The sequence below is a fragment of the Myxococcus xanthus genome, from assembly GCF_006402735.1.
GTDB classification, from domain to species: Bacteria; Myxococcota; Myxococcia; order Myxococcales; family Myxococcaceae; genus Myxococcus; species Myxococcus xanthus_A.
On record NZ_CP017174.1, the window covers coordinates 2,948,857 to 2,972,916 of the forward strand.

Genomic DNA, 24,060 nt, shown 5'->3' on the forward strand with positions numbered 1-24,060 from the left:
CATGCCGCTCATTCCGCGCCGCCCTGGGTCCCTTGTCGCGCTCCTCCTGATGACGGTCGCCGTGGGCCCCTGGGCCTCCGGCTGCCGTCGCGCGGTGCGGCCGGACCTGGGGCAGGACCGGACGGTGGAAGCGGGCGTGCCGGTCGACCTCGGCTCGCAGCGCGAGGACGCCACCGCCGTCACCTGGGAGTTCGGTGATGGCAGCGACGCCCAGACGGCGCCGTGGGTGTCCCACGCCTTCTCCCGAGCAGGCGCATATACCGTGCGCGCCCTGCACGAGGGAGAAGAGGTCGGCCGCGTCCAGTTGACGGTGGTGCCTCGGCCCGTGCTTCGCGCGGTGCCCTCCAGCGCACGCACCGTCATGTGGCTGCCCGAGCTGCGGGGCCATGTGGACCCGTTGATGGACTTCTACGCGCGGCTCGTGGGGCCGGAGAACGCGCGGCGGGCCGTGGAGTCATCCCCGCTGCTGCCGCTGCTCTTCGCGGACCTGGAGAACGGCACCGGGTCGGTGGTGGACCCCGACGAGGGCTTCGGCTTCTTCCTTCTCCCGGAGTTCGACGGCGTCGTGACGCTGCTGGGCATCACGGAGCCGGAGGCGGCACTGAACGCCGTCGCCGGCGAACTGGAGCGGGCGGGGCACGGCGTGATGCCGCAGCCGGACGGCTCCGTCACCGTGGAGCCCGCGCCGGGTGGGCCTCCGATGTTGCTCTTCGAGGACCGGGGCTACCTCTATCTCGCCGTGCCGGAGGGGTTGGAAGAACCCGACGAAAGCGAGCCTCAGCAGGCGCAGGTGTTGGCCATCCCCGACGCGGAGGTGGCGCGCCAGGCGGTGCGAAGCCTCACGGGGCCAGGCATCTCCGAGGATGTGCTGCTGACCGAGTTGCGAGGGAAGGTGGCGAACGGCAGCGTGTACCTCTTCTCCGGGCAGCATCCCGGCGTGGCGCCTGATGAAGACGACGCTCACCCGATTCGGGGCTTCGCCGCGTCGCTCGCGGTGAAGCCGGAGCAGTTGGACCTGGATGGCTTCCTGTCCTCCTCGACACCGCTGTTCCAGGGAGCCCTCGCGCCCGCGTCGGCGTTGCTGAAGGACGCGGAGCTGGGGCCCATCGCCGCGGCGCAGATCTCCGTGCCGCCCGAGGAGCTGGCTCGGCTGGCGTTCGGTGCGCCGGGCTCCGAACGTCGTGAGCGCATGGTGGCGTCCTGGCGTCGTGAAGGACTGGACGTGGAGGCGTTGCTCAAGGCGCTGCGCGGCGACGTGGTGCTGCGCGCGTACTTCGACATCCCGGCCTTCTTCCGCAACTTCATCCGGAACAAGCGGCCCGACATCAAGGGCTCCATCGTGGTCGAAGCGGGGCTGACGGCGTCGGAGCCAGTGCGGGCGCTCGTGCAGAAGCAGCTGGAGGACTCCGTGCTGCGCTACACGACGCAGCAGGAGGCGAATGGCACGCTCTTCCGGACGCGGATTCGGGAGCAGCCGGTAGAGCTGCGAATCATGCCCGAGCGCGCCAGCCTGCAGGCGGGGGAGCTGCTGCAGGGCCGCCCTCGCGGGGACGTGGGCGCCGAGCTGCGGGAGCGCTTTGGTGGCGAGGCCTTCAGCTCGGGCCACGTGTCGGTGATGGTGGACCTGGGCCGGCTGCGCGCGGACCTGCGCGCTGCGGAGAAGGTGCCCGGCGTGCCCAGCATGTTGCTCGGGGCGACGAAGGCGCTCTCGGGAGCGCTGCTGGACCGGATTACGCCGTTGGATTCGGGCTTCCTCGACTTCAGCCCGGTGGAGGGCGGTGGTCGGCTCAAGGGGCGCCTGTCCTTGCGCGCGGCGCAGGAGGCCTCGCGTTGAGCGGCGGCACGGCGGACACCGGGTGCCTGCGCATCACCGTCCTCTACTTCGCAGCGGCGCGCGAGCGCACCGGGCAGGTGCGTGAGTCCCTGGACGTGCCCGAGGGCTCGCACGTGCGGGACGTGTTGCGACTGTTGACCGCGAGGTACGCGGCGCTGGCGCCACTCCTGCCGCACCTTCGCGTGGCCGTGGACCAGGAGTTCGTCGGTCCGGATGCCCCGGTGCGTGATGGGGCGGAGGTGGCGCTGATTCCACCCGTGGCGGGAGGCGCACCGGAGAAGTTCCTGGTGGTGGACCGTCCCCTGCGGCTGGAAGAGGTGGTGGAGGCCGTCACCGGGGAGTCGTACGGCGGGCTGGTGACGTTCAGCGGCTCCGTGCGCAACCAGACGAAGGGCCGCCGCGTGTTGCGCTTGGAGTACGAGGCCTACGCGCCCATGGCGGAGAAGAAGCTGGCGGAGATTGGCGCGGAGGCCGCGGAGCGGTTTCCCGGCGTGCGCCTGTCCATCATCCACCGCGTGGGAACGCTGGTGCCCGGTGAGCTGGCCGTCGTCATCGCCGCGGCGTCGCCGCACCGGAAGGAGGCGTTCGGTGGCTGCGAGTACGCCATCGAGCGGCTCAAGCAGGACGTCCCCATCTGGAAGAAGGAGTTCTTCGAGGATGGGGAGGTCTGGGTCGGCCTGGGGCCCTGAAGCGCCGCCTCAGCGGACGCGCAGGAAGGCAGGGACCGTGACGTCGTCACCGCCGTCGGGCTGCGTGCCGAGCTCTTCATCCGTGAGCGGACGCAGTGGCGTGTCCAGGCCCATGGCCTTGCGGCGCTCGGCTTCCTTGTCGGCGGCCATCTTCATGGCGCGGACCTTGGATTCCTCCATGCGCTGGGGCGTGGGGCCCGCGATGAGGAAGCCCACCGGCAGGCTGAGGAAGAGCATGCTCACGATGATGAGCCAGCCGAAGTCCTTCCACTGGAGCCGGTTGACCTGCTCCTTCACGACGGAGCCCTGGATGCGCAGCGAGAGCTGGCCTTCCGAGATGCGAAGCGTCATGCCCTCCGCGAGCTCCACCGTGGTGCGTCCGTCGTGCTGGCGCAGGTCCGTCGGTGGCACGGCGGCGTAAGAGTCGCCTTTGATGGCGCGCTCGGCACGCGCCGCGGGCGGCAGGTGGATGCGCCAGCCCTGAGCGGTGCGCTCGGCGAGCAGGAACGGCTCTTCGGGCAGGGTGAAGCCGTAGAGCGGCAGCGGCGCCGTCTCGTCTGGGGCGGCGTGGACGTTCGAATGCTCCGGCCCATAGCTCCACGCCTCGGACAGATTGTTGCCCCAGTACAGCTCACAGAAGAGTCCACCGCCCGCCTTGGTGTTCATCGCGGGGGGAAGCATAGGGCCTTGCATGGCTCGCGGCTCCTTCATCGAGCAGGAGACGTCTTCCGAAAGACGGCCGACGCCCGGTTGGTCCCTGGACAGCCGGGAGGCGGGCGGGGTTCCTTCCCAGGCGCGAAAGACGGAAACCACCGCCGCGCCGCGGGAGCAGGCCCCCGCGGTGCGGTCTTGGGATGCTTGTTAGGGGGCGTCGGAGCTTTCCGCCAGCGCGGGTTCCGTCAGGACGCTTTGACGGCTCCGGAGGCGCCGAAGCGCCGTCAACGTCACCCCTGCCATCAGGGACGCGTATCCCACCAGGGGCCACGCCGTGTCGCCGTCCAGCAGGACGACCATCAGGGTTCCGAGGATGCCGACGATGAGGCTCTGGATGCAGAAGTAGATCGCGACCGCCGTTCCCGCCACATCGCCAAAGGCCTGGAGTGCGCCATTCGCGGTGACGGAGACGGAGAACACGATGCCGGCCGCGATGAGCCACATCGGCGCGACGAACGTCCAGAACGACGGCGTTGCCAGGAGCTGTCCGGCCGTCAGGAGCCCCGCACCGAGCAGCAACATGCCCATGCCCCGCGTGAGGCTACCCGCCAGCCCCCAACTCCCCACGAAGCGCTTCGCGAAGCGGGTCGTCAGAATCATCGCGAGCGCGGCGGTGGCGAAAGCCAGGCTGAACCCGAGCTCGGAGAAGCCGGCCCGACCGATGAGCACCCGGGGCGCCGTGGAGAAGAACACGAAGAAGGAGCCCATGGCCGCGCTGAAGCCCAGGGTGTACGTCCAGAACGTGGCGCTGCTCAGGATGTGCCGGAACGCAGGACGCGGCTGGGGGCCCTGTGCCGGGCGCGTCTCGTGCCACCGTGGCAAGGCTTGCAGCAGCGCCGCCGTGGCCAGGACTCCGAGCGTGATGAAGATGGCTCGCCATCCCCAGTGCCGCATGAGCAGCGCCCCCACGATGGGCCCGAGCGCGGGGACGAAGGCCAGCATGGCGCTGAACAGGCTGTAGAGGGTCGCGCTCTCGGGGCGCTCCGCATAGACATCGCGGACCGTCGCGAACGTGGCGACGAGGGCCGCGGATGCCCCCATGGCTTGGAGGAGCCGGAGGCCGACGAACATCGCGGCATCCGAGGTTCCCGCGAGCAGGAAGGACGTGAGCGCGAACAGGAGGGCGCCCGTCAGCAGGACTTGGCGCCGGCCGATGCGGTCGGAGACCGGGCCGAACACCATTTGCCCGAGCCCGAGCACCGCCATGTACAGGCTCAAGGTGAGCTGGACGATGGCGGGGGAGGTGTTGAGGATTCCGGGCATCGCCGGAACGACAGGCAGGTAGATGTCCATGGCCAGTGAGGCCAGGAGGTCGAAGGGAGCCATCAGCAACAGCGCTGCTGGCACGGAGTGATTCCACGACGGGGATTTGAAGTCAGGCACGATTGCATCCGCACAAATGAGGAACATCTGGCGGCGCTCTGCCTCTCCACGGGTACCGGGATGAGCTTGGGCAGATGGCCGCGGCAACGGTTGACGTGTCGCCGCGGCTCACTCATCTGCGGATACGGTGCTTCCCATCTCGCTGGCTCCCATGCGGCGCGTCTGCGCTCGAAGGTCGGGGCTGGGTGTCGCAATCACGACGGAGCTGAACAACCGTCCGCCGTGACGGGACGGGACGTCAACGCAGAGCCTTCCTGACACGAGGTGCAGCGCGCGGTGGCGGATGGCGTGGCCGCCGGGGACTGGCGCCATGGATGGGGCAGGGGCTCGGCTTGTGGTGACTTCTTCCTCGAGACGGGAGGCGTGCCAGATGCTTCGTCAGGGCGGAGGTGTCACGGCAGGGGACGCCGTCGCGGCGCTGGATGGAGCTGTGGGCGAATCCACAGTCGTGGGTGCTCCGCTCGAGGTCTGGCCTGTCGAAGGCGCCGCGCCTGGAGTCGCTCCAGGGAGAGCCGAGCTCCCTCCCGCTTCGGCCTCAGGGGGTGTTGCGCTCACAGCGCCCGGCGTCGCTTCCCGCCCAGCGCTGGCGCCGGGTGCGGCTGCGCCCGATGCATTGGTTCCAGCAGCTGCCGCGCCAGGGGCAGCACCAGTTGCTGCCTGAGTCCCCGCGTCGACGCCGCCAGCGGTTGAGCTTGTTCCTGCGGGGATGGTGCCAGAGGGAGTGTTCGTGCCCGTCGTTGCGCTGGCTCCAGTGCCGGGGACGGTTTTCCCAGCCGGGCCGGCATCCGGGCCGCCGCTCGTAGCGGCCGTTCCACCAGGGCCGGTACCCGTCGCGGACATTCCAGCAGGACCGGACCCAGTCGAAGTACCGGCAGCGGCTGTCCCGGCAGGATTGGCCCCTGTCGTGCCGCCCCCTTTCGCCGGCGCGATAGAGGCAGGCGAGGGGACCGCACCCTTCGCGGAATCCGACGCCGCAGGCGGAGGCTGTGCTGCTTCTGCCGTCCCCGCATCCTGAGCCGGCGATTCCTCCATGCCGAACCGCGCCGGCAACGCGCGCCGAATCTCCGCGGTCGCCATCAAGACCACGGCCACGGCGATTCCCAGGAACCCCACCGTCTGCGCCACCGTCTCCACGCGAGGGGGGATCCGCCGGCCGCTCGCCGCCTCGACCAGGAGCAGCACCACGCGGCCACCATCCAGCCCAGGCACGGGCAGCAACGTCAACAACGCCAGCACCACCGACGCGGCCACCAAGGTCCGCAGCAGGGCATCCGTCCCGGACGACATCGCATCCGCGGACTCCTGCCGCACCAGCGCTCCGGGGCTCGCCGCGTCCGCGCTCTCCAAGCCGTGTTGCATCATCCGCTTCAACATCGCCACGCCTTCCGCGGCCACCTTGACGGTGTGCGTGAACGAATGACTCAGCGCCTCACCCGCGCCGTGCGCCTTGTAGACGTACTGCTGGCTCACCCCGATGCGGCCCGTGCCTCGCTCATCCGGCCGGGGCCGCACCATCACCGAGCGCGCATCACCGCCGCGCTCCACGCCCAGCTCCAGCGGGACACCCGGCGCCGCGCCCACCTTCTCCACGAACTCCGACCAGCTCCGCAGCGGCTGTCCCGCGACCATGACGATGCGGTCCCCCGGCAGCAGCTGTGCGCGCGCCGCCTCCGAGCCTGGCTGCACCGTCCCCACTGTCAGCGGCACCACCACGTGCGTGCCCGACGTGTACAGCGCGAACAGGACACCCAGCGCGAGCGCGTAGTTGGCCAGGGGCCCCGCCAGGATGATGAGGATGCGCAGCAGCGGCCCGCGCGCGGCGAAGCCCGCGGCCTCGTCCGCGTCCGCACGGTGCGGGTTCATCCCCTGCAGGTGCGCCGTGGCGCCCAGGGGCACCGCCGCCACCACGTACTGCGTCCCCCATAGACGGAAGGACACCAGCGGTGGACCAAAACCGAACACGAAGCGGGGCACCCGCACACCGAGCAACCGCGCGGCGACGAGGTGCCCCAACTCGTGGAGGGTCAGCAGGCCTCCCAGGGCGAGCAGGACGAGCGCGTAATGCATCCTCCCGCGCCGCTCCTAGAGCTTCCGCCGCTGTCCGGTCCGCTTGTACGTGACGTAGTCGGACAGGATGGTGTCGTGGTCGAAGCACAGGTCCTTCGGCAGTTCATCTACGCGGAAGGCGCGGGCCTCGGCCGCGTCGTCGGCGCCCTGCGGTTCACCCTCGGCCGAGCCGATGTAGACGGTGGAGATGTTGTGCTGGCGAGGATCCCGCCGGGGGTCCGAGTACGTGAAGAACTGCTCCGACAGCTTCACGTGAAGTCCCGTCTCTTCCAGGACCTCGCGCACGGCGGCGACGTCGAGCGGCTCGCCCTCATCCACGAAGCCACCGGGCAGCGCCCAGCCAACAGGCGGATTCGCACGCCGGATGAGGACGATGCGTTCACCAGGCAGCTCGATGATGCAGTCCACGGTGGGCTTGGGGTTGCGGTATTCGGGCATGACCCCCAGTCTACCCGCTGCCGTCACGCCCGCACTTCCTAGATGCGTGCCGTGGGGTATGGTGCGCGCCGTGTCTACTCCGAGACGCCATCGCCTTGTCCTCTCCGGCCTGCTCCTGGCGTGCCTGGCGGGCTGCCTGCCCCGCGTCCAGGAGCCGGGTGATTACGTCTTCGAGCCCGTCGAGGTGCTTCGCGACGACTGCGGCCTGCTGGAGACCAACCGCAACCAGCTCTACGGCACCCTGCAAATCAGCGGGCGCGTCGTCCGCCTGGACTTCGGTTTCCTGGACAGCCACCTCGTGGGCTATTTCCTGGAGGACGGAGACCACTTCTCCATCGACGGGAGCGTGGTCAAGGCCGCCGCCGAGGTGAACGGCCAGGAGTGCCTGTTGGACCAGGTCAACATCCACATTGACGGTACGACGCAGTGCGAAACGCAGTTCAACGGCGTGCTGCGGGTCCGTTACGACACGCGCCGCCCCGACGAATGCGTCTGCGAGATGTGGCTGCGCTACGAGGCCGTCAAGGAATCGAAGCGCTGCGACACGGAGGGTTGAGACGCGCGCCCCGGGTTCCTAGAACAGGGTGGCATTGTCCACGCTGGAGGAACGCATGGCGGCTTCGAAGCATGAGATTCACTCGGTCCTGACGGAAGCACGCGTCTTTCCGCCGCCAGAGGCGTTCGCCCGGCGCGCGCACATCCGGAGCATGGAGCAGTACCAGCAGCTCTGGGACGAAGCCGCGAAGGACCCTGACAAGTACTGGGGCGACCGCGCCCGCGAGGAGCTGTACTGGAAGGAGCCCTTCCAGACGGTGCTCGACTGGAAGCCGCCGCACGCGCGGTGGTTCGTCGAGGGCAAGACGAACCTGGCCTACAACTGTCTGGACCGGCACCTGGCCACCCGCAAGGACAAGCCCGCCATCCTCTTCGAGGGGGAGCCGGGCGACCGCCGCAGCCTCACGTACGGCGAGCTGTCCACCGAGGTGAACAAGCTGGCCAACGCGCTCAAGTCGCTGGGCGTTCGGAAGGGTGACCGGGTGGGCATCTATCTGCCCATGGTGCCCGAGGCCGCGGTGGCCATGCTGGCGTGCGCTCGCATTGGCGCGGTGCACTCGGTGGTGTTCGGCGGCTTCTCCGCGGAGGCGCTCCACGAGCGCATGAACGACGCGGGCGCGAAGGTGCTGCTCACCGCGGACGGCGGCTGGCGCAAGGGCGCGGTGGTGCCGCTCCTGAAGAACGTGGAGGCGGCGCTGCCGAACATGCCCACCATGGAGAAGGTGGTGGTGCTCCGCCGCACGGGCAGCACGCTGGCGCTGTCCGGGCCCAATCTGGTGGCGTGGGACACGCTGGTGAGCGGGCAGTCCGCGGAATGTGAACCGGAGTGGGTGGAGAGCGAGCACCCGCTGTTCATCCTCTACACGTCGGGCTCCACCGGAAAGCCCAAGGGCGTGCTGCACACCACGGGCGGCTACGCGGTGAATACGTCGCTCACGACGCGCTGGGTGTTCGACCTGCGCGAAGACGATGTCTACTGGTGCACCGCCGACGTGGGCTGGGTGACGGGCCACTCCTACGTCGTCTACGGCCCGCTGATGAACGGCGTCACCACCGTTCTCTACGAAGGCGCGCCCACCCAGCCGGGGCCGGACCGCTTCTGGGACATCATCGAGCGGTACAAGGCCACCATCCTCTACACCGCGCCCACCGCCATCCGCGCCTTCATGCGCCTGGGCGAGGAGCCCGTGCGCAAGCACGACTTGTCCTCGCTGCGTCTGCTGGGCAGCGTGGGCGAGCCCATCAATCCCGAGGCGTGGATGTGGTACCGCGATGTCATCGGCGGGGGCCGCTGCCCCGTGGTGGACACGTGGTGGCAGACGGAGACGGGCTGCATCATGGTGTCGCCGCTCCCGGGCGCCACGCCGACGAAGCCCGGCTCGGCCACGCTGCCGCTGCCCGGCATCCACGCGGAGATTCTGGACCGCGAGGGCAACAAGGTGCCGCGAGGGCAGGGCGGACTGCTCTTCGTCACGCGCCCCTGGCCCTCCATGTTGCGCACTGTGTACGGCGACCCGGACCGCTACGTGCGCACGTACTTCAACGAGCTGCCCGGCATGTACTTCACCGGCGACGGCGCTCGCACGGATGCGGATGGGGACATCTGGCTGATGGGCCGCGTGGATGACGTGGTCAATGTCGCCGGCCACCGTCTGGGCACCGCGGAGGTGGAGAGCGCGCTGGTGGCGCATGCAACCGTCGCGGAGGCCGCCGTGGTGGGCCGTCCGGACGACTTGAAGGGCACCGTGCTGGTGGCCTTCGTCACCCTGAAGCAGGGCAATACGCCGTCCGACGCGCTGAAGAAGACGCTGGCCGCCCACGTGGGCCGCGAGATTGGCGCCATCGCCCGCCCGGATGAAATCCGCTTCGCGGAGGCGCTGCCGAAGACGCGCTCGGGGAAGATCATGCGCCGGCTGCTGCGCGACGTGGCCGCGGGCAACCAGGCCTCCGGGGACACCACCACCCTGGAGGACCTCAACGTCCTGGCCGCGCTGAGGCAGAACGACGACTGACGGACACTTGCTCGCACTTCAGGGCAGGGGGCGTCAAAATCAACCTCTGCCCTGGGGTGAAAAAGCAGGATTCGTCGTTTCTGGCCCTGGAAATGCGTGTCTGTCTGGGTGTCTTGCGCCTGTTTCAGCCTACGCAGCACATCCGGTCGAATCGGAACAAACGAATACAGCGGAGCCGTCAGGGTAGGCAGGTTGACACTGGAAAGATGCAGAGGCATTAAATGTGCCGCTCGCCCCCCTCCCCGAGCGCCGCGCCCCTCGTTGACAGCGCGACCTTTCCCCCTGGACGTGCTTCATGGATTTCCGAGCTCAACTCGACTCGCCGCTCTTCACCCACTTCATCTCCCATTACTCGCAGCCGACGGGGCCTGACCTGCTGGGTCGGACGGAACCCTTCTTCGAGTGGCAGGAGTCGCGGCGGCAGGCGGGCCTGTGGCCGTACTCGCGAAGCCTGGAGGCGGCACCGAAGGCGGAGTGTGGTGTCCGCAGCGAGACGGGGGCGGCGCGCCAGGGGCTGAACTTCGGTTCGCAGGATTACCTGTCGCTGTCCACGCACCCGGCGGTGGTGGAGGCGGCCCAGCGGGCCATCCAGGATTACGGGTTGCACAGCGCGGGCTCGGCGATGCTGGGGGGCAATACGACGCCGTCGCTGATGCTGGAGAAGGCGCTCGCGGAGCACCTGCAGACGCCACACGTGGCGCTGTTCTCCACCGGCTGGGGGGCGGGCTTCGGCGTCATCGCCGGGCTGGTGCGTCCAGATGACCACGTGGTGCTCGACGCGCTGTCGCACGCGTGCCTCCAGCAGGGCGCCGCCGCCGCGACGACGAACGTGAGCCGCGTGCCGCACCTCAACAACCGCGCCATGCGGCGCAAGCTTCAGGAGATTCGCGCCCGCGACACGCAGAACGCGGTGCTCGTCGTCACCGAGGGCCTGTTCTCCATGGACTCGGACGTGCCGCGGATTGAAGAACTCCAGTCCATCTGCCGTGAGTACGGCGCGGCGCTGCTGGTGGACGTGGCCCATGACTTGGGCGCGATGGGGCCCCGGGGTACGGGCAGCCTGGGCGTGCAGGGCCTGCTGGGGAAGGTGGACCTGGTGGTGGGCGCCTTCTCCAAGACGTTCGCGAGCAATGGCGGCTTCGTGGCCACGCGCTCGCCGGCGGTGCGCCAGTTCATCCGCATCATGGGCGGACCCCACATCTTCTCCAACGCGCTGCTGCCCATGCAGGCGGCGGTGGTGCTGGAGTCGCTGCGCATCGTCCGCTCGGAAGAGGGCGACGCGCTGCGCGCGAAGGCGCGGGAGAACATCCTGGCGCTGCGCGGAGCCTTCGAGGCGCGGGGCGTGACGTGCCTGGGCGAGCCGTCCAACGTCGTCCCCGTGCAGGTGGGCGACGCGAAGGTGGCGCGGCTGGCCTCGAAGAAGGTGTTCGACCGCGACATCTTCGCCAACCTGGTGGAGTACCCGGCCGTTCGCTTGCGCGAGACGCGCTTCCGCATGCAGGTGATGGCGTCCCACACGCTGGAGCAGGTCCAGCGGGCCGCCGACGGGGTGTGCGACTCCATCGACGAGGCCCGCGCCGAACTGGAGGTTCGTCCGGCCGCGACGCGCGCGTCCCGCCGCGACGAGCAGCGCCCGCAGGTGGAGCTGTAGCCACCACGAGCGTCCGCGTGGGCGCTCAGGTGTCGTCGAGGCTGGTGGCACGCAGGTGGGTGACGTCACCCCACGTCACCAGCCGCCACGCACCTTCGTGGTAGTCGAATTGGTTCCACCCGGCGTTGAGCACGGAGAAGGTGCGTGGCGCCGCGTGCGGAATCCCCAGGCTGTGACGGAACAGGAGGCTGAGCACGCCTCCGTGGGTCACCACCACCAGCCGTTCGCCCCGGTGGCGCGCGCCCAGCTCCTCCAGGCACTCCACCGCGTGGCGCAGCCGTTGGGACGTGCTCTCCCCGCCGGGGACGATGTAGTCCGGCGCGCCACCGGAGTACGCGGCGAAGACGTCCGGGTGCTTCTGGCGTGCCTCGTCCCGGGTGAGGCCTTCCAGGATGCCCAGGCCCCGTTCGCGCAGGCGGGTGTCGGACTGGATGGTGTGGCCTGTGCGGGTGGCGATGCGCCGCGCCGTCTCTTGCGCCCGCCCCAGGTCGCTGCAATAGAGCGCCGAGAATCGGACGGGCTCCAGGCGCGCGGCCAGGGCGTCTGCCTGGCGCAGGCCCACGTGGCTCAAGGTGCTGTCCTGATGTCCCTGGAGGCGCCCCAGGGAGTTCCACTCCGTCTCTCCGTGGCGGAGCAGGATGAACTCGGTCGTCATGGACTCAAGCGTCGCTTTGGCGCGTCGCCTGAGTCCAGCACTCAGCGCGTCCGCTCCAGGTGGGTGATGCCTTCTTCCAACAGCGCGGCCACGCCCCGCTTCACGACGTGCACCACCTTGTGGCTGTAGGCCGGCCCACCGTGCGTGTAGTGGCCGCTGACCTTGTGGTGCAGCTCCGTGGCGCCCCACACCAGCACCAGGTCCGCCCAGTCCAGGTCGCTGCGGGCGCGGTCCGCCGTGCGGCGTTCCGTGCCGTCCACCATCCGCAAGTCAATCTGGTGGCCCAGCTTCGCCTCCAGTTCCTCGCGCACCGCTGGCGAGCCGCCCACCACCACCACGCGGCGCACGCCGTAGCGCTGGCAGGTCTCCACGAAGGCGACCTCCGCGCGGCGGTTGGCCGAGCCGCCACAGCGCTCACAGTGCATCCGTGGCTCGACACGAATCGGCTCACGCCCGCTGGCCTGCGCGACCTTGAGGCACGCGCCGTCCGCGCACACGGAGAAGAAGCGCCCCGTCAGCAGCTCCGCCGCCTTGAGCAGCTTGGGCTCGCTCATGCGCTGGCGGCCGGGGCGGGTGAGGCCCACTTCCTCCAGCACGGCGCGGGTGCGCGCGCGGGCCTCGGGCAGGGTGATGCCTCGCGCGGCCATCCACTCGTCGATGTCCCGGTCGGCGCTCATGACTTCACCCCTGTTCGGGAAGGGGCCTCGGGGAACAGCTCCGCCTGGAGGGCGGAAGGCGGTGCGCTGGTCGGCAGGCCCAGGGCCTCGCGCACCGGCGCGAAGCTGCGTCGGTGGATGGGCAGCACGCCCTTTTCACGCAGCACCTGCAGGTGCTGCGGCGTGGGGTAGCCCTTGTGCGCGGCGAGCCCATAACCCGGGTACTGGGCATCCAGCTCCGTCATCCAGCGGTCGCGCGTCGTCTTCGCCAGGATGGAGGCCGCTGCGATGCTGAGAGACAGTGCGTCCCCCTTGATGATGCCCTTCTGCGGCACCGAGCACTCCGGCACCGTGCGAGCATCCACCAGCAGGTGGTCCGGCTTCACCGACAGCCCCTCCACCGCGCGGCGCATGGCCAGCAGGCCCGCGTGGTAGATGTTGATGCGGTCGATCTCCTCCACCTCCGCGCGGCCCACGGCCCAGGCCACCGCGTCGCGCTTGATGGCCTCGGCCAGCGACTCGCGCTTCTCGGCGTCGAGAATCTTCTTCGAGTCATCCAGCCCCTTGAGCCGGAAGCCCTTGGGCAGCACGGCCGCGGCGGCCACGACGGGCCCCGCCAGCGGTGCCATGCCCGCCTCGTCCACACCCGCGATGTGCGTGTGGCCCTGCTCCCACAGCTCCGTCTCGAAACGGAGCAGCTTGCGCAGACGCTGGCCCTCCGCGCGGTGCTTCTCCTGGCGCGAACGGATGCGCCGGGCGAGCGCATGCGCTCCCGCGCGCGGGTCAGCGTCCAACGCCTCCAGCAAGCCGGCGGGGACGGAGTTGGCCTGGGTGACGAAGCGCGCGGTCAACTCAGACAGCGCACACTGAAGCAGCTGTTCCACGGTGTCTGCGGACATGATGAGGGCCCGGACCTACCTGGAACGTGTGCTGACAGGACCCCATGCGCAGGGACCGCGCGCACAGCGGCAACACATCCCCGCGGCCCCGTGCTCGGAGGAAGCCGACTGGAGGGCCCCCCTGGAAGCAGGGTGGGCCAGACGCGGGGAAGGCTGACGGGCGTCACGCATGTCACCAGCCGTACTCCATGGGGCGGGTGGAGCACAACCTCCCTCGCGTTCATTCAGATGAATCCATGAAACCGAGGTTGTCTCAGTGTCGCGCGGCGCGGGTCCTACGGATTGAGCTGGAGTTGGAGGGTGGCCGGCTCTGGCTGGCAGTTGCAGGCGTCACACACCCATTCCACCTGCTGGGCCGCGGACACCTTGGCGCCCGCGGTGGCCATCACTCGCACCACGCTGGGCGCGAGCGATTCGTTGATGGCGGTGCTGACGCCCTGGTCGTCTGTCACGCCGGTGATGCTCACGTTGGAGGTCACGTTGGTGCCGGTGACTGTCGCCCCGCGCACGCGCGCGCCCTCCGCCGACAGCACCTCCACCTTCAGCGACACCAACTCCGCCTGGCAGTCGTCCACCGCGCGCTCCATGCGAGGCGCCTGGTCACATGCCGCGAAGAGACCGAAACCGATGAGCCACGAAAACCAGCGTGCGCGAACCATGCCGTGAAGGGTGATGCTGGCGTGCGGGCGCGGCAACGTCTGTATCAGTCGGAAGTCGGAGCCACGCGTTCACTCGCGAAGCGTGCCGCTGCCGTGTCTGGGTAACGGTGTAGCACGTAGCGGTAGACTTCTTCCGCGCGCGGCGCGTCGTGCATCCGTTCGCCCAACACACGCGCCAGAAGTACCAACGCACGGGGCGCGGTGGGCTCATCGGGCGCCGTGTCTGCCGCGGATTCCAACGCCGCTACCGCCAGTGGGAAATTTCCTTCCACGGCCGCGGCCTGTCCGACGAACAGGTGATGCTCGGGGGGCACACGCAGCCGCGATTGCTGCCGCACGGTGGCATACAGCGACATCGCGAGTGGAACATCGCGGGCGTTCACCGCGGCCGCCAGCGCCTCCAGGGGGTCGTCGTTGGAGGTTCCCGTCTCGGCGGCGGTGGCCGCTGCTCCGGTGAAGGGAATGGGACCGGCTTCGCGCAGGGGCGGCACCATGCGGCTCGGTTGTGCGTCGCCCAGCACGGGGCCCAGGTAGTCTTGCTCGAGGCCATACCCCAGCGCATCGCCCCGCGTGTACAGCAGCAGCCCCACCACGTGCGCGGCGGTGAAGGGGATGATCAACGTGACGGCTTCGGCCAGCACGCGTGAGATGACGAAGAGGTTCAGCACGCGCAGCAGCAACGCCACCCCGTGCGTCATGAGGTGGAGGACGCCCAGGCCCATCAGCGTTCCCGCGACCAGCGTGTAGTCCCGGCCCAGGCGGCGGACGATGCGAAGGGTTCCGGGCACGTCGAACAGGGTCAGCAGGGGCTGGCGCGCGGCGGTGATGAGGAGCGCCGCGGGCAGCCAGAGGACGCCGAGCAGCAGCAGGCCGATCAGCACTGGGTCCACTGTCAGCAGCCCGGGGGTGTCCAGGCCTCGAATCCACGCGCCGAGCGCCGAGCGCCCCTCTTGGAGGAGCGGGCGCAGCACGGTGACGTAGAGGAACGCGGGCATCCAGACGATGGCGAAGGTCACCACGCCGCGGAGGCCGGGGAGAACCGCGTCATGGAAGTAGTCGCGGTAGTCGGGCGAGCGCAGCGCCATCTCGCCGCGGGCCGAGTCCCGCGCGAGCGTGAAGAAGGTGCCCCAGAAGACGCCTCCGTAAATCGTCAGCGGGATGAGGGCCGAGAAGGAGATGGCCAGCTCCACCAGCCACCGGAGCGCCGCCAGGAAGACGCTGACCGCCACCATGACCTGCAGGCCGGACGGGGTGAAGACGTAGCGCCACGCGCCCTTGAGCCGCTGCGCCACGGACACCCGGCTGCGCGAGGTGAGCAGGGTCTGCGCCACGTCGCCGCAGCGCTCGCACGCCACCAGCTCCACCGTCTGGGCCCGCCGACCCACCACGCAGTCGGGGCAGAGCGTTTCGTTGCACCTCTCGCAACGCCACCCGGCCACGGCGGTCCGATGCCGCTGGCAGCGGGGAAGGGGCGCATCCGGTGGAATGATGTTGGGCGATGAGGGGCTCATGGCCCCCAAGCCTACGACTGCCCCGGGGACTCTTCCCAGGGGGCTCCGAGCCACGCCTGATAGGCGGCCTTCTGGGCGTCGGTGGGTCGCTCCACGCGGGACAGCCACGCCGCCTCCGCGGGCTTCGTCCCCAGCACCACCGGGATTTCCAGCAGCCGGTCACGGCGGAACACCGTGAGCCGCACCGTCTCGCCGGGCCTCCGCTCCTCGCAGCGGGACAGCAGGCTGGCGCCGTCCACCTTCCAGCCATCCAGCGCGACCAGGTCGTCCTCCACGTAGAGCCCCGCGTCCTGTGCGGGCGAGCCATCCATCACCACCGCCACGGTGCCACTGCCCCGCGTGGTGACGCCCAGCCAGCCCTTGGGCTTGCCTTCCCCCGCCCGGCCTCGCGGCGGCGGCGTGCCTCCCTTGTCGCTGGCGGCCTCGCGCGGACGGAAGTTCAGCTCCAGACCGACGTGGGCGAAGACGGAGTAGTCCAGCGGCTGCGTGGTGCGCAGCGCCCGGTCGAAGAAGGGCGTCAGGTCCACGCCGGCCACCTCGCTGGCCACGGCTTCGACGCCGTCCTCGGGAACGCCGGCGCCGTCGCCGTAGCGCTGCCACAAGACGCGCGCGACGTCATCCAGGCAACGGGCGTCACCGGTGGCGCGGCGGATCTCCAGGTCGAGCAGCGCGGAGACGACCTCGCCCTTGAGGTAGTAGGAGATGGCGCTGTTGGGCGAGTTCTCGTCCGGGCGGTAGTGCTTCACCCAGCTCACCAGCGACGCCTCCGTCAGCGTCTGCACGTGGCGCCCCGGCGTGGCGTGCAGCGCGGTGAGCGTTTCGCCCAGGCGCGTGAGGTAGCGCTGCGCGGACATCAGCCCGGCGCGCCGCACGAAGAGGTTGTCGTAGTACGCCGTGGAGCCCTCGAAGGCCCACAGCAGCGAGGTGTAGTTCTCCTTCGCGTAGTCGAAGGGCACCAGCGCACGCGGCTTCACCCGCTTGATGAACCACAGGTGGAAGTACTCATGCGCCACCAGGGTGAGCAGGTCCTCCCAGCCGCGGTTGGTGGAAAGTCCGACGCGGGGGAACAGCAGCGCGGTGCTGGCCTTGTGCTCCAGGCCGCCTCGGCCCCGGTCCGTCAGGTACAGCAGGATGAGGTAGCGCGGCATGGGCAGGCCGCCGAACACGCGGGCCTGGCATTCGCAGATGCGCTTCAGGTCCGCGCACAGCCGCTCCGGGTCCTGCACCGTGTCGCCCCACACCACGACTTCGTGCGGCACGCCCTCCACGCTGAAGGTGAGCGGCGTGTGGGGACCGACCTCGAAGGGGCTGTCCACCAGCTCGTCGTAGTCCTGGGCGACGAAGGTGTTAGCGCGCTGGCCCAGCGCGCAGAAGGTCCGCCAGCCGGGGGGCGCGTCCACCGTGACGTGGTGCTCCAGCCCGCGCGTGTCCTCCGTGTAGAGGAACGTGGCGGCGCCGTTGAAGTAGGCGTGTGAGCCGTCCAGGTGGTTGGTTCGCACCGTCAGCTCGTTGGCGTAGACGCGGTAGCGCAGCGTGACGGCCACGCCCTTCGCGTCCACCCGCCAGGTGCGCTTGTCCGCGCGCCGCACCGGAAGGAGCGTTCCGTCCGGCGCATGGGCCGTCATGTCCTGCACCTGCCGCGCGAACTCCCGCACCATGTAGCTGCCGGGCGTCCACACCGGCAGCACTGCGTCCAGCACGCTGGCGCCTCCTGGGAAGGAGGCTTCCACCTCCAGCAGGTGCGTATGCGGCCGGGGCATGGAGACGCGGTAGCGGACGGCACGGTGCATGAGCAGTGTCTCTCTCCCCCCGGCCGCAGGTTACTTCGCGCGGACGAGGACGGCGCCGAAGAATCCGTCAGTCCCGTGGGTGTGAGGCGCCAGCCGGAGGAAGGGGCCGGGGCCGATCTTCTCGGCCAGCTCCACCCCCAGCAGCTCCGCCACCGGCTTCACCGTGAAATCGGGGTGCTTCGCGAGGAAGTCCTCCACCACGTTCTCGTTCTCCTCGCGCAGCACGCTGCACGTGCCGTAGATGAGCCGGCCGCCGGGCTTCACCAGCGTGGCGAAGCGCGCCAGCAGGGCCTTTTGCCGGCCTACGTGCATCTCCAAATCCTCCGGCGTGAGGCGGTAGCGCGCGTCAGGCTTGCGGCGGAAGGTGCCGGTGCCGCTGCACGGCGCGTCCACCAGCACCCGGTCCGCCTTGCCCTTGAGGGGCGTCAGCGCGGCGTCGGCCTCCGGGCCCTCGTGGGGGATGAGCTGGGCGCGCACGTTGTGCACACCCGCGCGGCGCGCGCGCTTCTTCAGGTCCTCCATGCGGCGCTCATCGATGTCCAGGGCGTGCAAGTCACCCCGGTTCTTCATCTGCGCGGCGAGCTGCAGCGTCTTGCCGCCGGCACCCGCGCACGCATCCACCACGCGCGTGGGCGGCGCGTCCACCAGCATGCCGAGCAACTGGCTGCCCTCGTCCTGGAGCTCCAGCATGCCTTCGCGGAAGCTCTCCAGGGAGAAGGCGTTGATTCGCGTCTCCAGCACCAGGCCCATGGGCGACAGCGGCGTGGGCTTGACGTCCACCGTCTCCGCCTTCAGCCGCTGCGCCAGCGCGTCGCGGTCCCCCTTGAGGAGGTTGGCTCGGGCGACCAGCGGGGCGCGCTCGTTCATCGCCTCCGCGGCGCGAGCGGCATCCCGGCCGAACGTCTGGAGGAAGCGGTCGGCGAGGAAGTCCGGCAGCGACGCGGCGATGGGGAAGCGCTCGCGGGCGGGCAGGGCCTCCAGGGCGGCGGCGGCTTCGGGAAGGGCACCCAGGGCTTGCGCATCCGGGGGCGCCAGCGCGGACTGGCGGGCCACCAGGCCCTGGGGCTCGCCGTAGAGGACGCGCGAGGCGGCCAGGCGGAGCACGTCCTGGCGCGAGGTCTCCAGGCTGTCGAAGCGTGGGTGGGCGCGGGACAGCAGGAAGTCCACCGTCCGCTGGCGGCGCAGCAGGCCGTAGACGCGCTCGGCCACGGCGCGGCGCTCGTTGGAGTAGAGGTTGGCCTTGCGGCGCAGGGTGAAGTCCAGCGCGCGGTCGGCCATGCGGCCCTCGTGCCGGACCGAGCCGTACGCCTCCAGGCAGGCCTGGAGGACCAGGTCTTCTCGCAGGGGCCGTTCGGGCCGCTCGGAGGGGGAGAGCTTCTTCCCGGACGGAGCGCCGGACTTCTTCGGGGCCGACCGCGAGTGCGGGCGGGACTTGCGTTGGGTGGCCATGACGGAATGCGGCTTTGCATTCCTCGGGCCGGGTTGACAAGCGCGGAAAGCAAATCCGCCCCGGCGGACGCCCGCCCCTCCGCCGTGTGACGTCAGGCGGAGGGCGCGGGAGACCTTGGGCGGGGAGGCCCTACTTGCGGCGCCGGTGGAGCAGACCCGCGGCCAGCAGGGCCAGGGCCGCCGGGAGGAGGGTGGCGGTGGGGCCCGCGGCGCAGCCACCGCTCGAACTGCTCATGCCGTCATCCGGGGGGCCGGGAGTATCCGGAAGCCCCGGGCGGGGAGCCGGTGAGCCCGGGTCCGTCGTGCCGGAATCCGGCGTCTGGGGCTCCTCACCGGGAGTCTCCGCCACCTGGACCAGGGCGGTGGCCGTCTGCTTCACCGTGCCCTGGGTGGCGGTGGCCGTCACCGTGTACTGCCCGGGGATGGCGAAGACGTACTCGGCGACCTCTCCCTCGGCCGTGCCGCCGTCGCCGAAATCCCAGGTCACCGTGGCGGCCTCGAAGGACGGCGTGGCCCGGAAGAAGGCGCGGTGGGGGGCCACGCCCCGCTCGCCCTCCACGACGAGCGTCAGCGCACCCTCGGGAAGCTGCTCCTGCGGAGGCAGCTCCTTCTGCAGCGTGAAGCGGTCCACGGTGTCTCCGTTCACCCCGAGCAACTGCGCGGTGAGCGTGCCGTCGACCACCGTCACGTCGAGGAAGCCATAGGCCTGGTTGTCGCGGATGACGCTCCAGTCCGGCTTGCTGCCGGGGAGCTTCCTCAGCGTCGCGCCGCCGCCGCCCACCACGAGGTAGGGGATGCCCTTCTCGCCGGACCCGGCGACGGCGTCACCCTTCATGGGCTTGCTGCGCTCGTAGTTGTGGTCGTGCCCGGTGAGCACCAGGTCCACGCCGTACTTCTCCATGATGGGGCCGAAGTGGCGGCGCATGGAGAGCTGCGAGCCGTGCTCGCCACTGGACCAGGGCGGGTGGTGGAAGAAGACAATCTTCCACGGCTGCGTCGACCCCGCGAGGTCCCGCTCCAGCCACGCCTTCTGCGCATCCCGCGTGCAACGGTCCGCCGACGCCAGTCCCACGGCGCAGTTGGAGTCGAGCGCCACGAAGTGCACGTGGCCCCAGTCGAACGAGTAGTAGCGCTCCGTGCCCTCGGGGTTGTTGGTGGGCAGGTAGAGGTTGTCCAGGTAGGGCTGCCCCTGGTTCGTCACGTACTCATGGTTGCCGAGCGCCGCGAAGAACGGCACCTGGGCCAGCAGGGCCTCCATGGGCACGAAGAGGTTGTTCTGGATCTCCGCCTCGGTGCCAGCGGCGTAGGCGTTGTCCCCCAGTGCGACGAACAGCTCCGCCTGCCGCTTGACCATGGCCGCAGCGACCTTCTTCTGGTTCGAGCCGCCCGTGCCAAAGTCGCCCACCGCCACGAAGTGCACGCTGCGGGTCCCCGGCACCGGCGCGGTGCGGAATCGATTGAGCTGCGTGCGCAGGCCGCAGGCCGACACTTCGTACGCGTACTCGGTGCCCGGCTTCAGCCCGGTCAGCACCACCGAGTGCAGCTTCCCGCCGTCCTGGGAGACAGCGGACTGGTTGGCTGCGCCCTCGCCGTAGCGCACCTCCGCCTGGCAGTTGGCCGCGAGCCGGAAGGCGATCGTCGCCGTGTCTGGCCCCACCTTCTGCAGATAAGGGTCTCGATACAGCGTCCCTGCACTCGCGGTGCTGGCCAGCAGCATCAGCGCGGCCGTCCAGGGGGCAAGGTGAAAGGGGGTCTTCCGGTGCATGAGGCCTCCTCCCGAACAAGCTCGGGATGGAGGCGCAACCGTTCAACCGCTGACCTTCATCCTGCCCCCACTCGGAGTAGGAGACGGTGGGGCAGGGCCTCGTGTGTCCGCCTACTCCCCGGCCAGGCGTCAAGGCTTGATGTCGTAGGCCGCCAGGTCCTCGGTGCGTTCGCCTTCCTCACGCACCTTTCCGATGCCGGGGACGAGCCAGTAGAAGCGCGTCTTGTCCGGCTTCACCTCGCCGTTGTTGTTGACCTTGTCGCGCTGAATCTTGACCGCGTTGGTGAAGGTTCCAGCCCGCGTCGTCACCGTCACGCCGGATTCGAGCACCTTCCAGATGTACGTCGGGTCCTTCTGGTCCTTCGAGCCGTCGCCCAGGGTGATGTGCTCGAGCACGTCGCTCTTGTACGTCCAGGGCAGGGCGTCCGGGACGCTCGCCACGGACTTCACCGTGGCCGGAGACCAGGTGGTGGAGCGGACCTGCTGGCCATTGCGGTAGTCGTCCTCGCGCAGGCGCACGACGAGCCCGTTGGTGAGCTCCACCTGCCACGAATACTCCTCATAGAGGGTGCCGTTGCGCACGCGGTCCTGGCGGCTGTGCACCTGGACGGCGTTGATGCCCGGCTGGCCAGGGACTTCACCGGGGCCCACCACCGTCACCTGCTTCTGGAAGTTGCCTTCGACGGGGTCCTGGATGTCGTAGGTCCAGGTGCTGCCCGCGGTCAGCGGCCACAGCGACTGCGCCCCGGTGGGCTCCTCTCCGTTGCCCTGTCCATCCGGTCCACCCGGCACCACCGGCTCTCCCGGCAGTCCGCCGCCGGGTGTCGGGTCCTGCGAATCTCCCGCGGGCAGGCTGTTGCCGCCACACGCCACCAACCACCCCGCCGCGAACACGGCCACCCAGCTGCGCCTCATACCCGCTCCTCCCGTGTGCTCCTCGGATTCACCGCCGTCCACCGCAAGCCTCGCAGGGCCGCCCCCTCCGTGCGGCCCAGCGCCGCAGCGAGGGAGCCCGGCTCCGGCTCCTCTACTTCCAGCTCCAGTCGCCGCCCGTCGAAGTCGAGCGCGCAGCTCTTCACCATGACGTTCCGCTCACCCAGGACCCGGCGCAGCGTGGCCTCCGCGCCCACCAGGTCATCCGACTGCGCCGACAGCACCAGTCGCTGCTTCGCCGTGGCGGGCGCCTCCTCGCGGTTGAAGCAATCCAGCACGAAGAGCAGGGCCATCACGAACACCGTCCCGACGGAGGCAAGCCCCAGGCTGCCGTGGCCGCACGCCATGCCCAGGCCAATCATCAGGAAGAGGATGGCCGCGTCACGCGGGTCCTTGAGTCCTGAGCGGAACCGAACGAAGCCGCCCAGGCCCACCAGCCCGAAGGCCTTCGCCAGGCTGTCGCCGATGACGGCGGTGATGACCGCCGCCGCCGCACACAGCAGCACCTGCGCCTGAATCATGTCCGCCTTGGGCAGCGCCCGCTTCATGAGCAGGCGCCAGGGCCGCAGTGACAGCAGGGTGCCAATGAGCGCCGCGGCCAGCATCCGCGGCAAAATCGCGGTGACGGACAGCGCGCTGAGCTCCGCTTTCGCGCCCTCGAACAGGGCTGAGAATGATGCATCCATGGCGGTGACCTAGGCTTCCATTCGGGTAGAGGTGTCCACGCGGACCGTGCGCGCGGGCTGCTGCGCGAGCGCCCGTGCGGTTGCGGCCACTGCGTAGGCGTTGCGCAGCACCGGCAGCCGGTCTGGCTGTTCCGCCAGCACTCGCTCGCTAAGCGCCTGCGCATGCGGCCCCATGGGCAGTCCCTTCAAGGAGGACAGCGCGGTGGTGGGCCACCGGCTCAGATGGTCCACACGCAGCTTCCAGGCCCGCGAGGCATCCATGCCGTCCACCGAATCCAGCGCCTCCTTCGTCTGCGGCGCGCCGCGCTCGCGCAGCGCCCAGGCTTCCTCGGTGTCCAGGCCCGTCAGCGAGCGGAGCACCAGCTTCAGCGCCTTGCCCGCCAGGGCCTCTCGCAGGCCTCGGGCCACCGGTGTGTCCAGGCCCTGGGTGCTGCGCAGCACCGCCAGCCGGTCATGCGGCAGCAGGACTTCGCGCAGCGCATCCGCCCGCGCCCCCGGGACACCGGTGAGGCTGCTCGCGACCTCCGTGAACAGCTTGCGCTGCATGCCCGCCTCGCGCACCAACCAGGATTCCTCGCAGTCCTGGCCGGCGAGCCCCGCGAGCACGTCCGCCAGCCGCCCGTCCCGCATGGCGCGCTCGCGCATGGCCCACGCCGGGGCCGAGCCATCGTTCTTGAGGCTCGCCAGCACCTCCGTGGGGGCCCGCGCGTAGAGCCGCTGCCGCAACATGGCCGCGCGCGAGTCCATGCGGCCCGTGAGGCTGAAGGCCACCTCCGCGGGCGCCAGGTCCGCCAGCACCTCGCGCAGCTCCATGGCCGGTACGTCATCCAGGCCCGCCATGCCGCGCGCGGTGAGGCCCGGGAAGCGCTCCGCGAAGGCCAGGCGCTGTTGGTGCGCGGCCAGGCCTGGGATTCCGCTCAACATCCACACCGCGAGCGCCGGCTCGCGCTGCTCCACGGTGTCCAACGTCTGGAAGAAGCGCTCTTCCAGGTTCTCGAGCGTGGTGGGGCTGGCATGCCGCGGCCGGGCCGGCGCCGGGACGATGCGCTGCACCTGCTGCTCGCGCCCCTCCAGCCGGGCGACGACGGCGTCCACCAACCGCTGCTCCAGCACGCGCAGGGGGACGTCGTTGTTCTCCAGGATGATCCACCGCTGCGGATCCTTCCGCGCCATCCCCAGGAAGGACTCGCGCACGCGTACCGCCAGGCCCGCGCCCACCATTCCCTTCCGGCTGTCCCCATCATTGACGCGCTTGCTCTGGAGCTTGCCCAGGCGCTTGCGCAGCCGGGCGAGGTCCGGATCCACGTCCACCAGGATGACCAGGTCCGGCCACAGGCCCTGCGAGGCCAGCTCGCACGCGGGTCGCAGCTCGTCCATGGGCAGCCCGCGGCCTCCACCGCTGAGCGCCAGCTGTGAGTACAGGTAGCGGTCGGTGATGCACACCTCGCCCCGGGACAGCGCGGGCGCCACCACTTCATCCAGTTGTTGGGCGTCCCGCGCCAGGTTGAGGAAGAACTCCGTGCGTGGAGACATCTCCAGCAGCCGGGAGTCTCGCGTCAGCTCCCGGATGCGCCGCGCCGCGGGCGCCTGCAGCTCGCCGCCCTCCCGCGCATGCGCCACCCGGTAGCCCAGCCGCTTCAGCTTCGCGGCCAGCAGGTTGGAGAGCGTTGTCTTGCCGCTTCCGTCAATTCCCTCGAAGTCGATGAACACTGTG

20 protein-coding genes are annotated in these 24,060 nt (G+C 70.0%); 5 read left to right on the forward strand and 15 right to left on the reverse strand.

Annotated features, from left to right (window positions below; translation table 11 throughout):
• Position 1 precedes the first annotated feature (1 nt).
• Entirely contained in the window at positions 2–1,834 is a 1,833-nt protein-coding gene (locus BHS09_RS12560; protein WP_140797977.1) for a PKD domain-containing protein, read from the forward strand.
• Positions 1,835–1,860: 26 nt separating this feature from the next.
• Positions 1,861–2,523 carry a molybdopterin converting factor subunit 1 gene (gene moaD, locus BHS09_RS12565; protein ID WP_140800666.1) on the forward strand — a complete coding sequence of 221 codons (663 nt, stop codon included), beginning with the start codon at positions 1,861–1,863 and terminating at the stop codon, positions 2,521–2,523.
• A 9-nt stretch (positions 2,524–2,532) separates the two neighbouring features.
• On the opposite strand, the gene BHS09_RS12570 is transcribed toward moaD, so the two are convergent.
• The 4 genes from BHS09_RS12570 to BHS09_RS12585 all read right to left on the reverse strand — a co-directional run bounded on the left by BHS09_RS12570 (position 2,533) and on the right by BHS09_RS12585 (position 7,125).
• Complete coding sequence (locus BHS09_RS12570) at positions 2,533–3,336, reverse strand: hypothetical protein (RefSeq protein WP_140797978.1); 804 nt, start codon at positions 3,334–3,336, stop codon at positions 2,533–2,535.
• Between the two features lie 48 nt (positions 3,337–3,384).
• Positions 3,385–4,647 carry a CmlA/FloR family chloramphenicol efflux MFS transporter gene (gene cml, locus BHS09_RS12575; protein ID WP_140797979.1) on the reverse strand — a complete coding sequence of 421 codons (1,263 nt, stop codon included), beginning with the start codon at positions 4,645–4,647 and terminating at the stop codon, positions 3,385–3,387.
• 351 nt (positions 4,648–4,998) lie between these two features.
• Positions 4,999–6,687, reverse strand: coding sequence for a site-2 protease family protein (locus tag BHS09_RS12580; RefSeq protein ID WP_140797980.1), 1,689 nt, complete (start codon positions 6,685–6,687; stop codon positions 4,999–5,001).
• A gap of 15 nt (positions 6,688–6,702) precedes the next feature.
• Positions 6,703–7,125 (reverse strand): NUDIX domain-containing protein, encoded by a 423-nt coding sequence (locus BHS09_RS12585; protein ID WP_140789979.1) that lies wholly within the window; start codon positions 7,123–7,125, stop codon positions 6,703–6,705.
• A gap of 61 nt (positions 7,126–7,186) precedes the next feature.
• Here BHS09_RS12585 and BHS09_RS12590 point away from each other — a divergent pair, with 61 nt between their 5' ends.
• The 3 genes from BHS09_RS12590 to BHS09_RS12600 all read left to right on the forward strand — a co-directional run bounded on the left by BHS09_RS12590 (position 7,187) and on the right by BHS09_RS12600 (position 11,343).
• A complete protein-coding gene (locus BHS09_RS12590) occupies positions 7,187–7,681 on the forward strand; it encodes a hypothetical protein (RefSeq protein ID WP_140796433.1) in 495 nt (164 codons plus the stop codon).
• A gap of 55 nt (positions 7,682–7,736) precedes the next feature.
• On the forward strand, positions 7,737–9,692 hold the full coding sequence (gene acs / locus BHS09_RS12595; RefSeq protein WP_174260531.1) for an acetate--CoA ligase: 1,956 nt from the start codon (positions 7,737–7,739) through the stop codon (positions 9,690–9,692).
• 295 nt (positions 9,693–9,987) lie between these two features.
• Positions 9,988–11,343: an aminotransferase class I/II-fold pyridoxal phosphate-dependent enzyme gene (locus BHS09_RS12600; RefSeq protein WP_140797981.1), complete on the forward strand. Its 1,356-nt coding sequence runs from the start codon at positions 9,988–9,990 to the stop codon at positions 11,341–11,343.
• A 25-nt stretch (positions 11,344–11,368) separates the two neighbouring features.
• Here BHS09_RS12600 and BHS09_RS12605 read toward each other — a convergent pair whose 3' ends face one another.
• The 11 genes from BHS09_RS12605 to tmk form a co-directional block, all read right to left on the reverse strand.
• Positions 11,369–11,998 (reverse strand): histidine phosphatase family protein, encoded by a 630-nt coding sequence (locus BHS09_RS12605; protein ID WP_140797982.1) that lies wholly within the window; start codon positions 11,996–11,998, stop codon positions 11,369–11,371.
• Between the two features lie 41 nt (positions 11,999–12,039).
• Positions 12,040–12,675, reverse strand: a complete 636-nt coding sequence (locus BHS09_RS12610) for a hypothetical protein (RefSeq protein ID WP_140789984.1) — start codon at positions 12,673–12,675, stop codon at positions 12,040–12,042.
• Positions 12,672–13,553, reverse strand: a complete 882-nt coding sequence (locus BHS09_RS12615) for a ribonuclease HII (RefSeq protein ID WP_140797983.1) — start codon at positions 13,551–13,553, stop codon at positions 12,672–12,674. The genes BHS09_RS12610 and BHS09_RS12615 overlap by 4 nt, the downstream gene beginning before the upstream one ends.
• 275 nt (positions 13,554–13,828) lie before the next feature.
• Positions 13,829–14,212, reverse strand: coding sequence for a carboxypeptidase regulatory-like domain-containing protein (locus tag BHS09_RS12620; protein WP_237078265.1), 384 nt, complete (start codon positions 14,210–14,212; stop codon positions 13,829–13,831).
• A gap of 44 nt (positions 14,213–14,256) precedes the next feature.
• Positions 14,257–15,723, reverse strand: coding sequence for a tetratricopeptide repeat protein (locus BHS09_RS12625; RefSeq protein WP_140797984.1), 1,467 nt, complete (start codon positions 15,721–15,723; stop codon positions 14,257–14,259).
• A gap of 11 nt (positions 15,724–15,734) precedes the next feature.
• Positions 15,735–17,513 carry a M61 family metallopeptidase gene (locus BHS09_RS12630; RefSeq protein ID WP_140797985.1) on the reverse strand — a complete coding sequence of 593 codons (1,779 nt, stop codon included), beginning with the start codon at positions 17,511–17,513 and terminating at the stop codon, positions 15,735–15,737.
• Positions 17,514–17,543: 30 nt separating this feature from the next.
• Positions 17,544–18,962, reverse strand: coding sequence for an RsmB/NOP family class I SAM-dependent RNA methyltransferase (locus tag BHS09_RS12635; protein WP_140797986.1), 1,419 nt, complete (start codon positions 18,960–18,962; stop codon positions 17,544–17,546).
• A gap of 130 nt (positions 18,963–19,092) precedes the next feature.
• Complete coding sequence (locus BHS09_RS12640) at positions 19,093–20,727, reverse strand: metallophosphoesterase (protein WP_140797987.1); 1,635 nt, start codon at positions 20,725–20,727, stop codon at positions 19,093–19,095.
• 129 nt (positions 20,728–20,856) lie between these two features.
• A complete protein-coding gene (locus BHS09_RS12645; protein WP_140797988.1) occupies positions 20,857–21,642 on the reverse strand; it encodes a hypothetical protein in 786 nt (261 codons plus the stop codon).
• Complete coding sequence (locus tag BHS09_RS12650; RefSeq protein ID WP_140789996.1) at positions 21,639–22,346, reverse strand: DUF4956 domain-containing protein; 708 nt, start codon at positions 22,344–22,346, stop codon at positions 21,639–21,641. Before BHS09_RS12650 ends, BHS09_RS12645 begins: the two co-directional genes overlap by 4 nt.
• A 9-nt stretch (positions 22,347–22,355) precedes the next feature.
• The gene (tmk, locus tag BHS09_RS12655) at positions 22,356–24,056 is read right to left on the reverse strand and encodes a dTMP kinase (protein ID WP_140789998.1); all 1,701 of its coding nucleotides are present in this window, start codon (positions 24,054–24,056) and stop codon (positions 22,356–22,358) included.
• Positions 24,057–24,060 lie beyond the last annotated feature (4 nt).

What these genes read in the sequence shown, in the direction of transcription:
- acs (WP_174260531.1), top strand. Translation starts at nt 7,737, where the DNA reads ATGGCGGCTTCGAAGCATGAGATTCACTCGGTCCTGACGGAAGCACGC.
- BHS09_RS12560 (WP_140797977.1), top strand. Translation starts at nt 2, where the DNA reads ATGCCGCTCATTCCGCGCCGCCCTGGGTCCCTTGTCGCGCTCCTCCTG.
- BHS09_RS12615 (WP_140797983.1), bottom strand. Translation starts at nt 13,553, where the DNA reads ATGTCCGCAGACACCGTGGAACAGCTGCTTCAGTGTGCGCTGTCTGAG.
- BHS09_RS12630 (WP_140797985.1), bottom strand. Translation starts at nt 17,513, where the DNA reads ATGCACCGTGCCGTCCGCTACCGCGTCTCCATGCCCCGGCCGCATACG.
- BHS09_RS12620 (WP_237078265.1), bottom strand. Translation starts at nt 14,212, where the DNA reads ATGGTTCGCGCACGCTGGTTTTCGTGGCTCATCGGTTTCGGTCTCTTC.
- BHS09_RS12650 (WP_140789996.1), bottom strand. Translation starts at nt 22,346, where the DNA reads ATGGATGCATCATTCTCAGCCCTGTTCGAGGGCGCGAAAGCGGAGCTC.
- BHS09_RS12600 (WP_140797981.1), top strand. Translation starts at nt 9,988, where the DNA reads ATGGATTTCCGAGCTCAACTCGACTCGCCGCTCTTCACCCACTTCATC.
- BHS09_RS12610 (WP_140789984.1), bottom strand. Translation starts at nt 12,675, where the DNA reads ATGAGCGCCGACCGGGACATCGACGAGTGGATGGCCGCGCGAGGCATC.
- BHS09_RS12645 (WP_140797988.1), bottom strand. Translation starts at nt 21,642, where the DNA reads ATGAGGCGCAGCTGGGTGGCCGTGTTCGCGGCGGGGTGGTTGGTGGCG.
- BHS09_RS12635 (WP_140797986.1), bottom strand. Translation starts at nt 18,962, where the DNA reads ATGGCCACCCAACGCAAGTCCCGCCCGCACTCGCGGTCGGCCCCGAAG.
- BHS09_RS12625 (WP_140797984.1), bottom strand. Translation starts at nt 15,723, where the DNA reads ATGAGCCCCTCATCGCCCAACATCATTCCACCGGATGCGCCCCTTCCC.
- BHS09_RS12605 (WP_140797982.1), bottom strand. Translation starts at nt 11,998, where the DNA reads ATGACGACCGAGTTCATCCTGCTCCGCCACGGAGAGACGGAGTGGAAC.
- cml (WP_140797979.1), bottom strand. Translation starts at nt 4,647, where the DNA reads ATGTTCCTCATTTGTGCGGATGCAATCGTGCCTGACTTCAAATCCCCG.
- BHS09_RS12580 (WP_140797980.1), bottom strand. Translation starts at nt 6,687, where the DNA reads ATGCATTACGCGCTCGTCCTGCTCGCCCTGGGAGGCCTGCTGACCCTC.
- BHS09_RS12640 (WP_140797987.1), bottom strand. Translation starts at nt 20,727, where the DNA reads ATGCACCGGAAGACCCCCTTTCACCTTGCCCCCTGGACGGCCGCGCTG.
- BHS09_RS12585 (WP_140789979.1), bottom strand. Translation starts at nt 7,125, where the DNA reads ATGCCCGAATACCGCAACCCCAAGCCCACCGTGGACTGCATCATCGAG.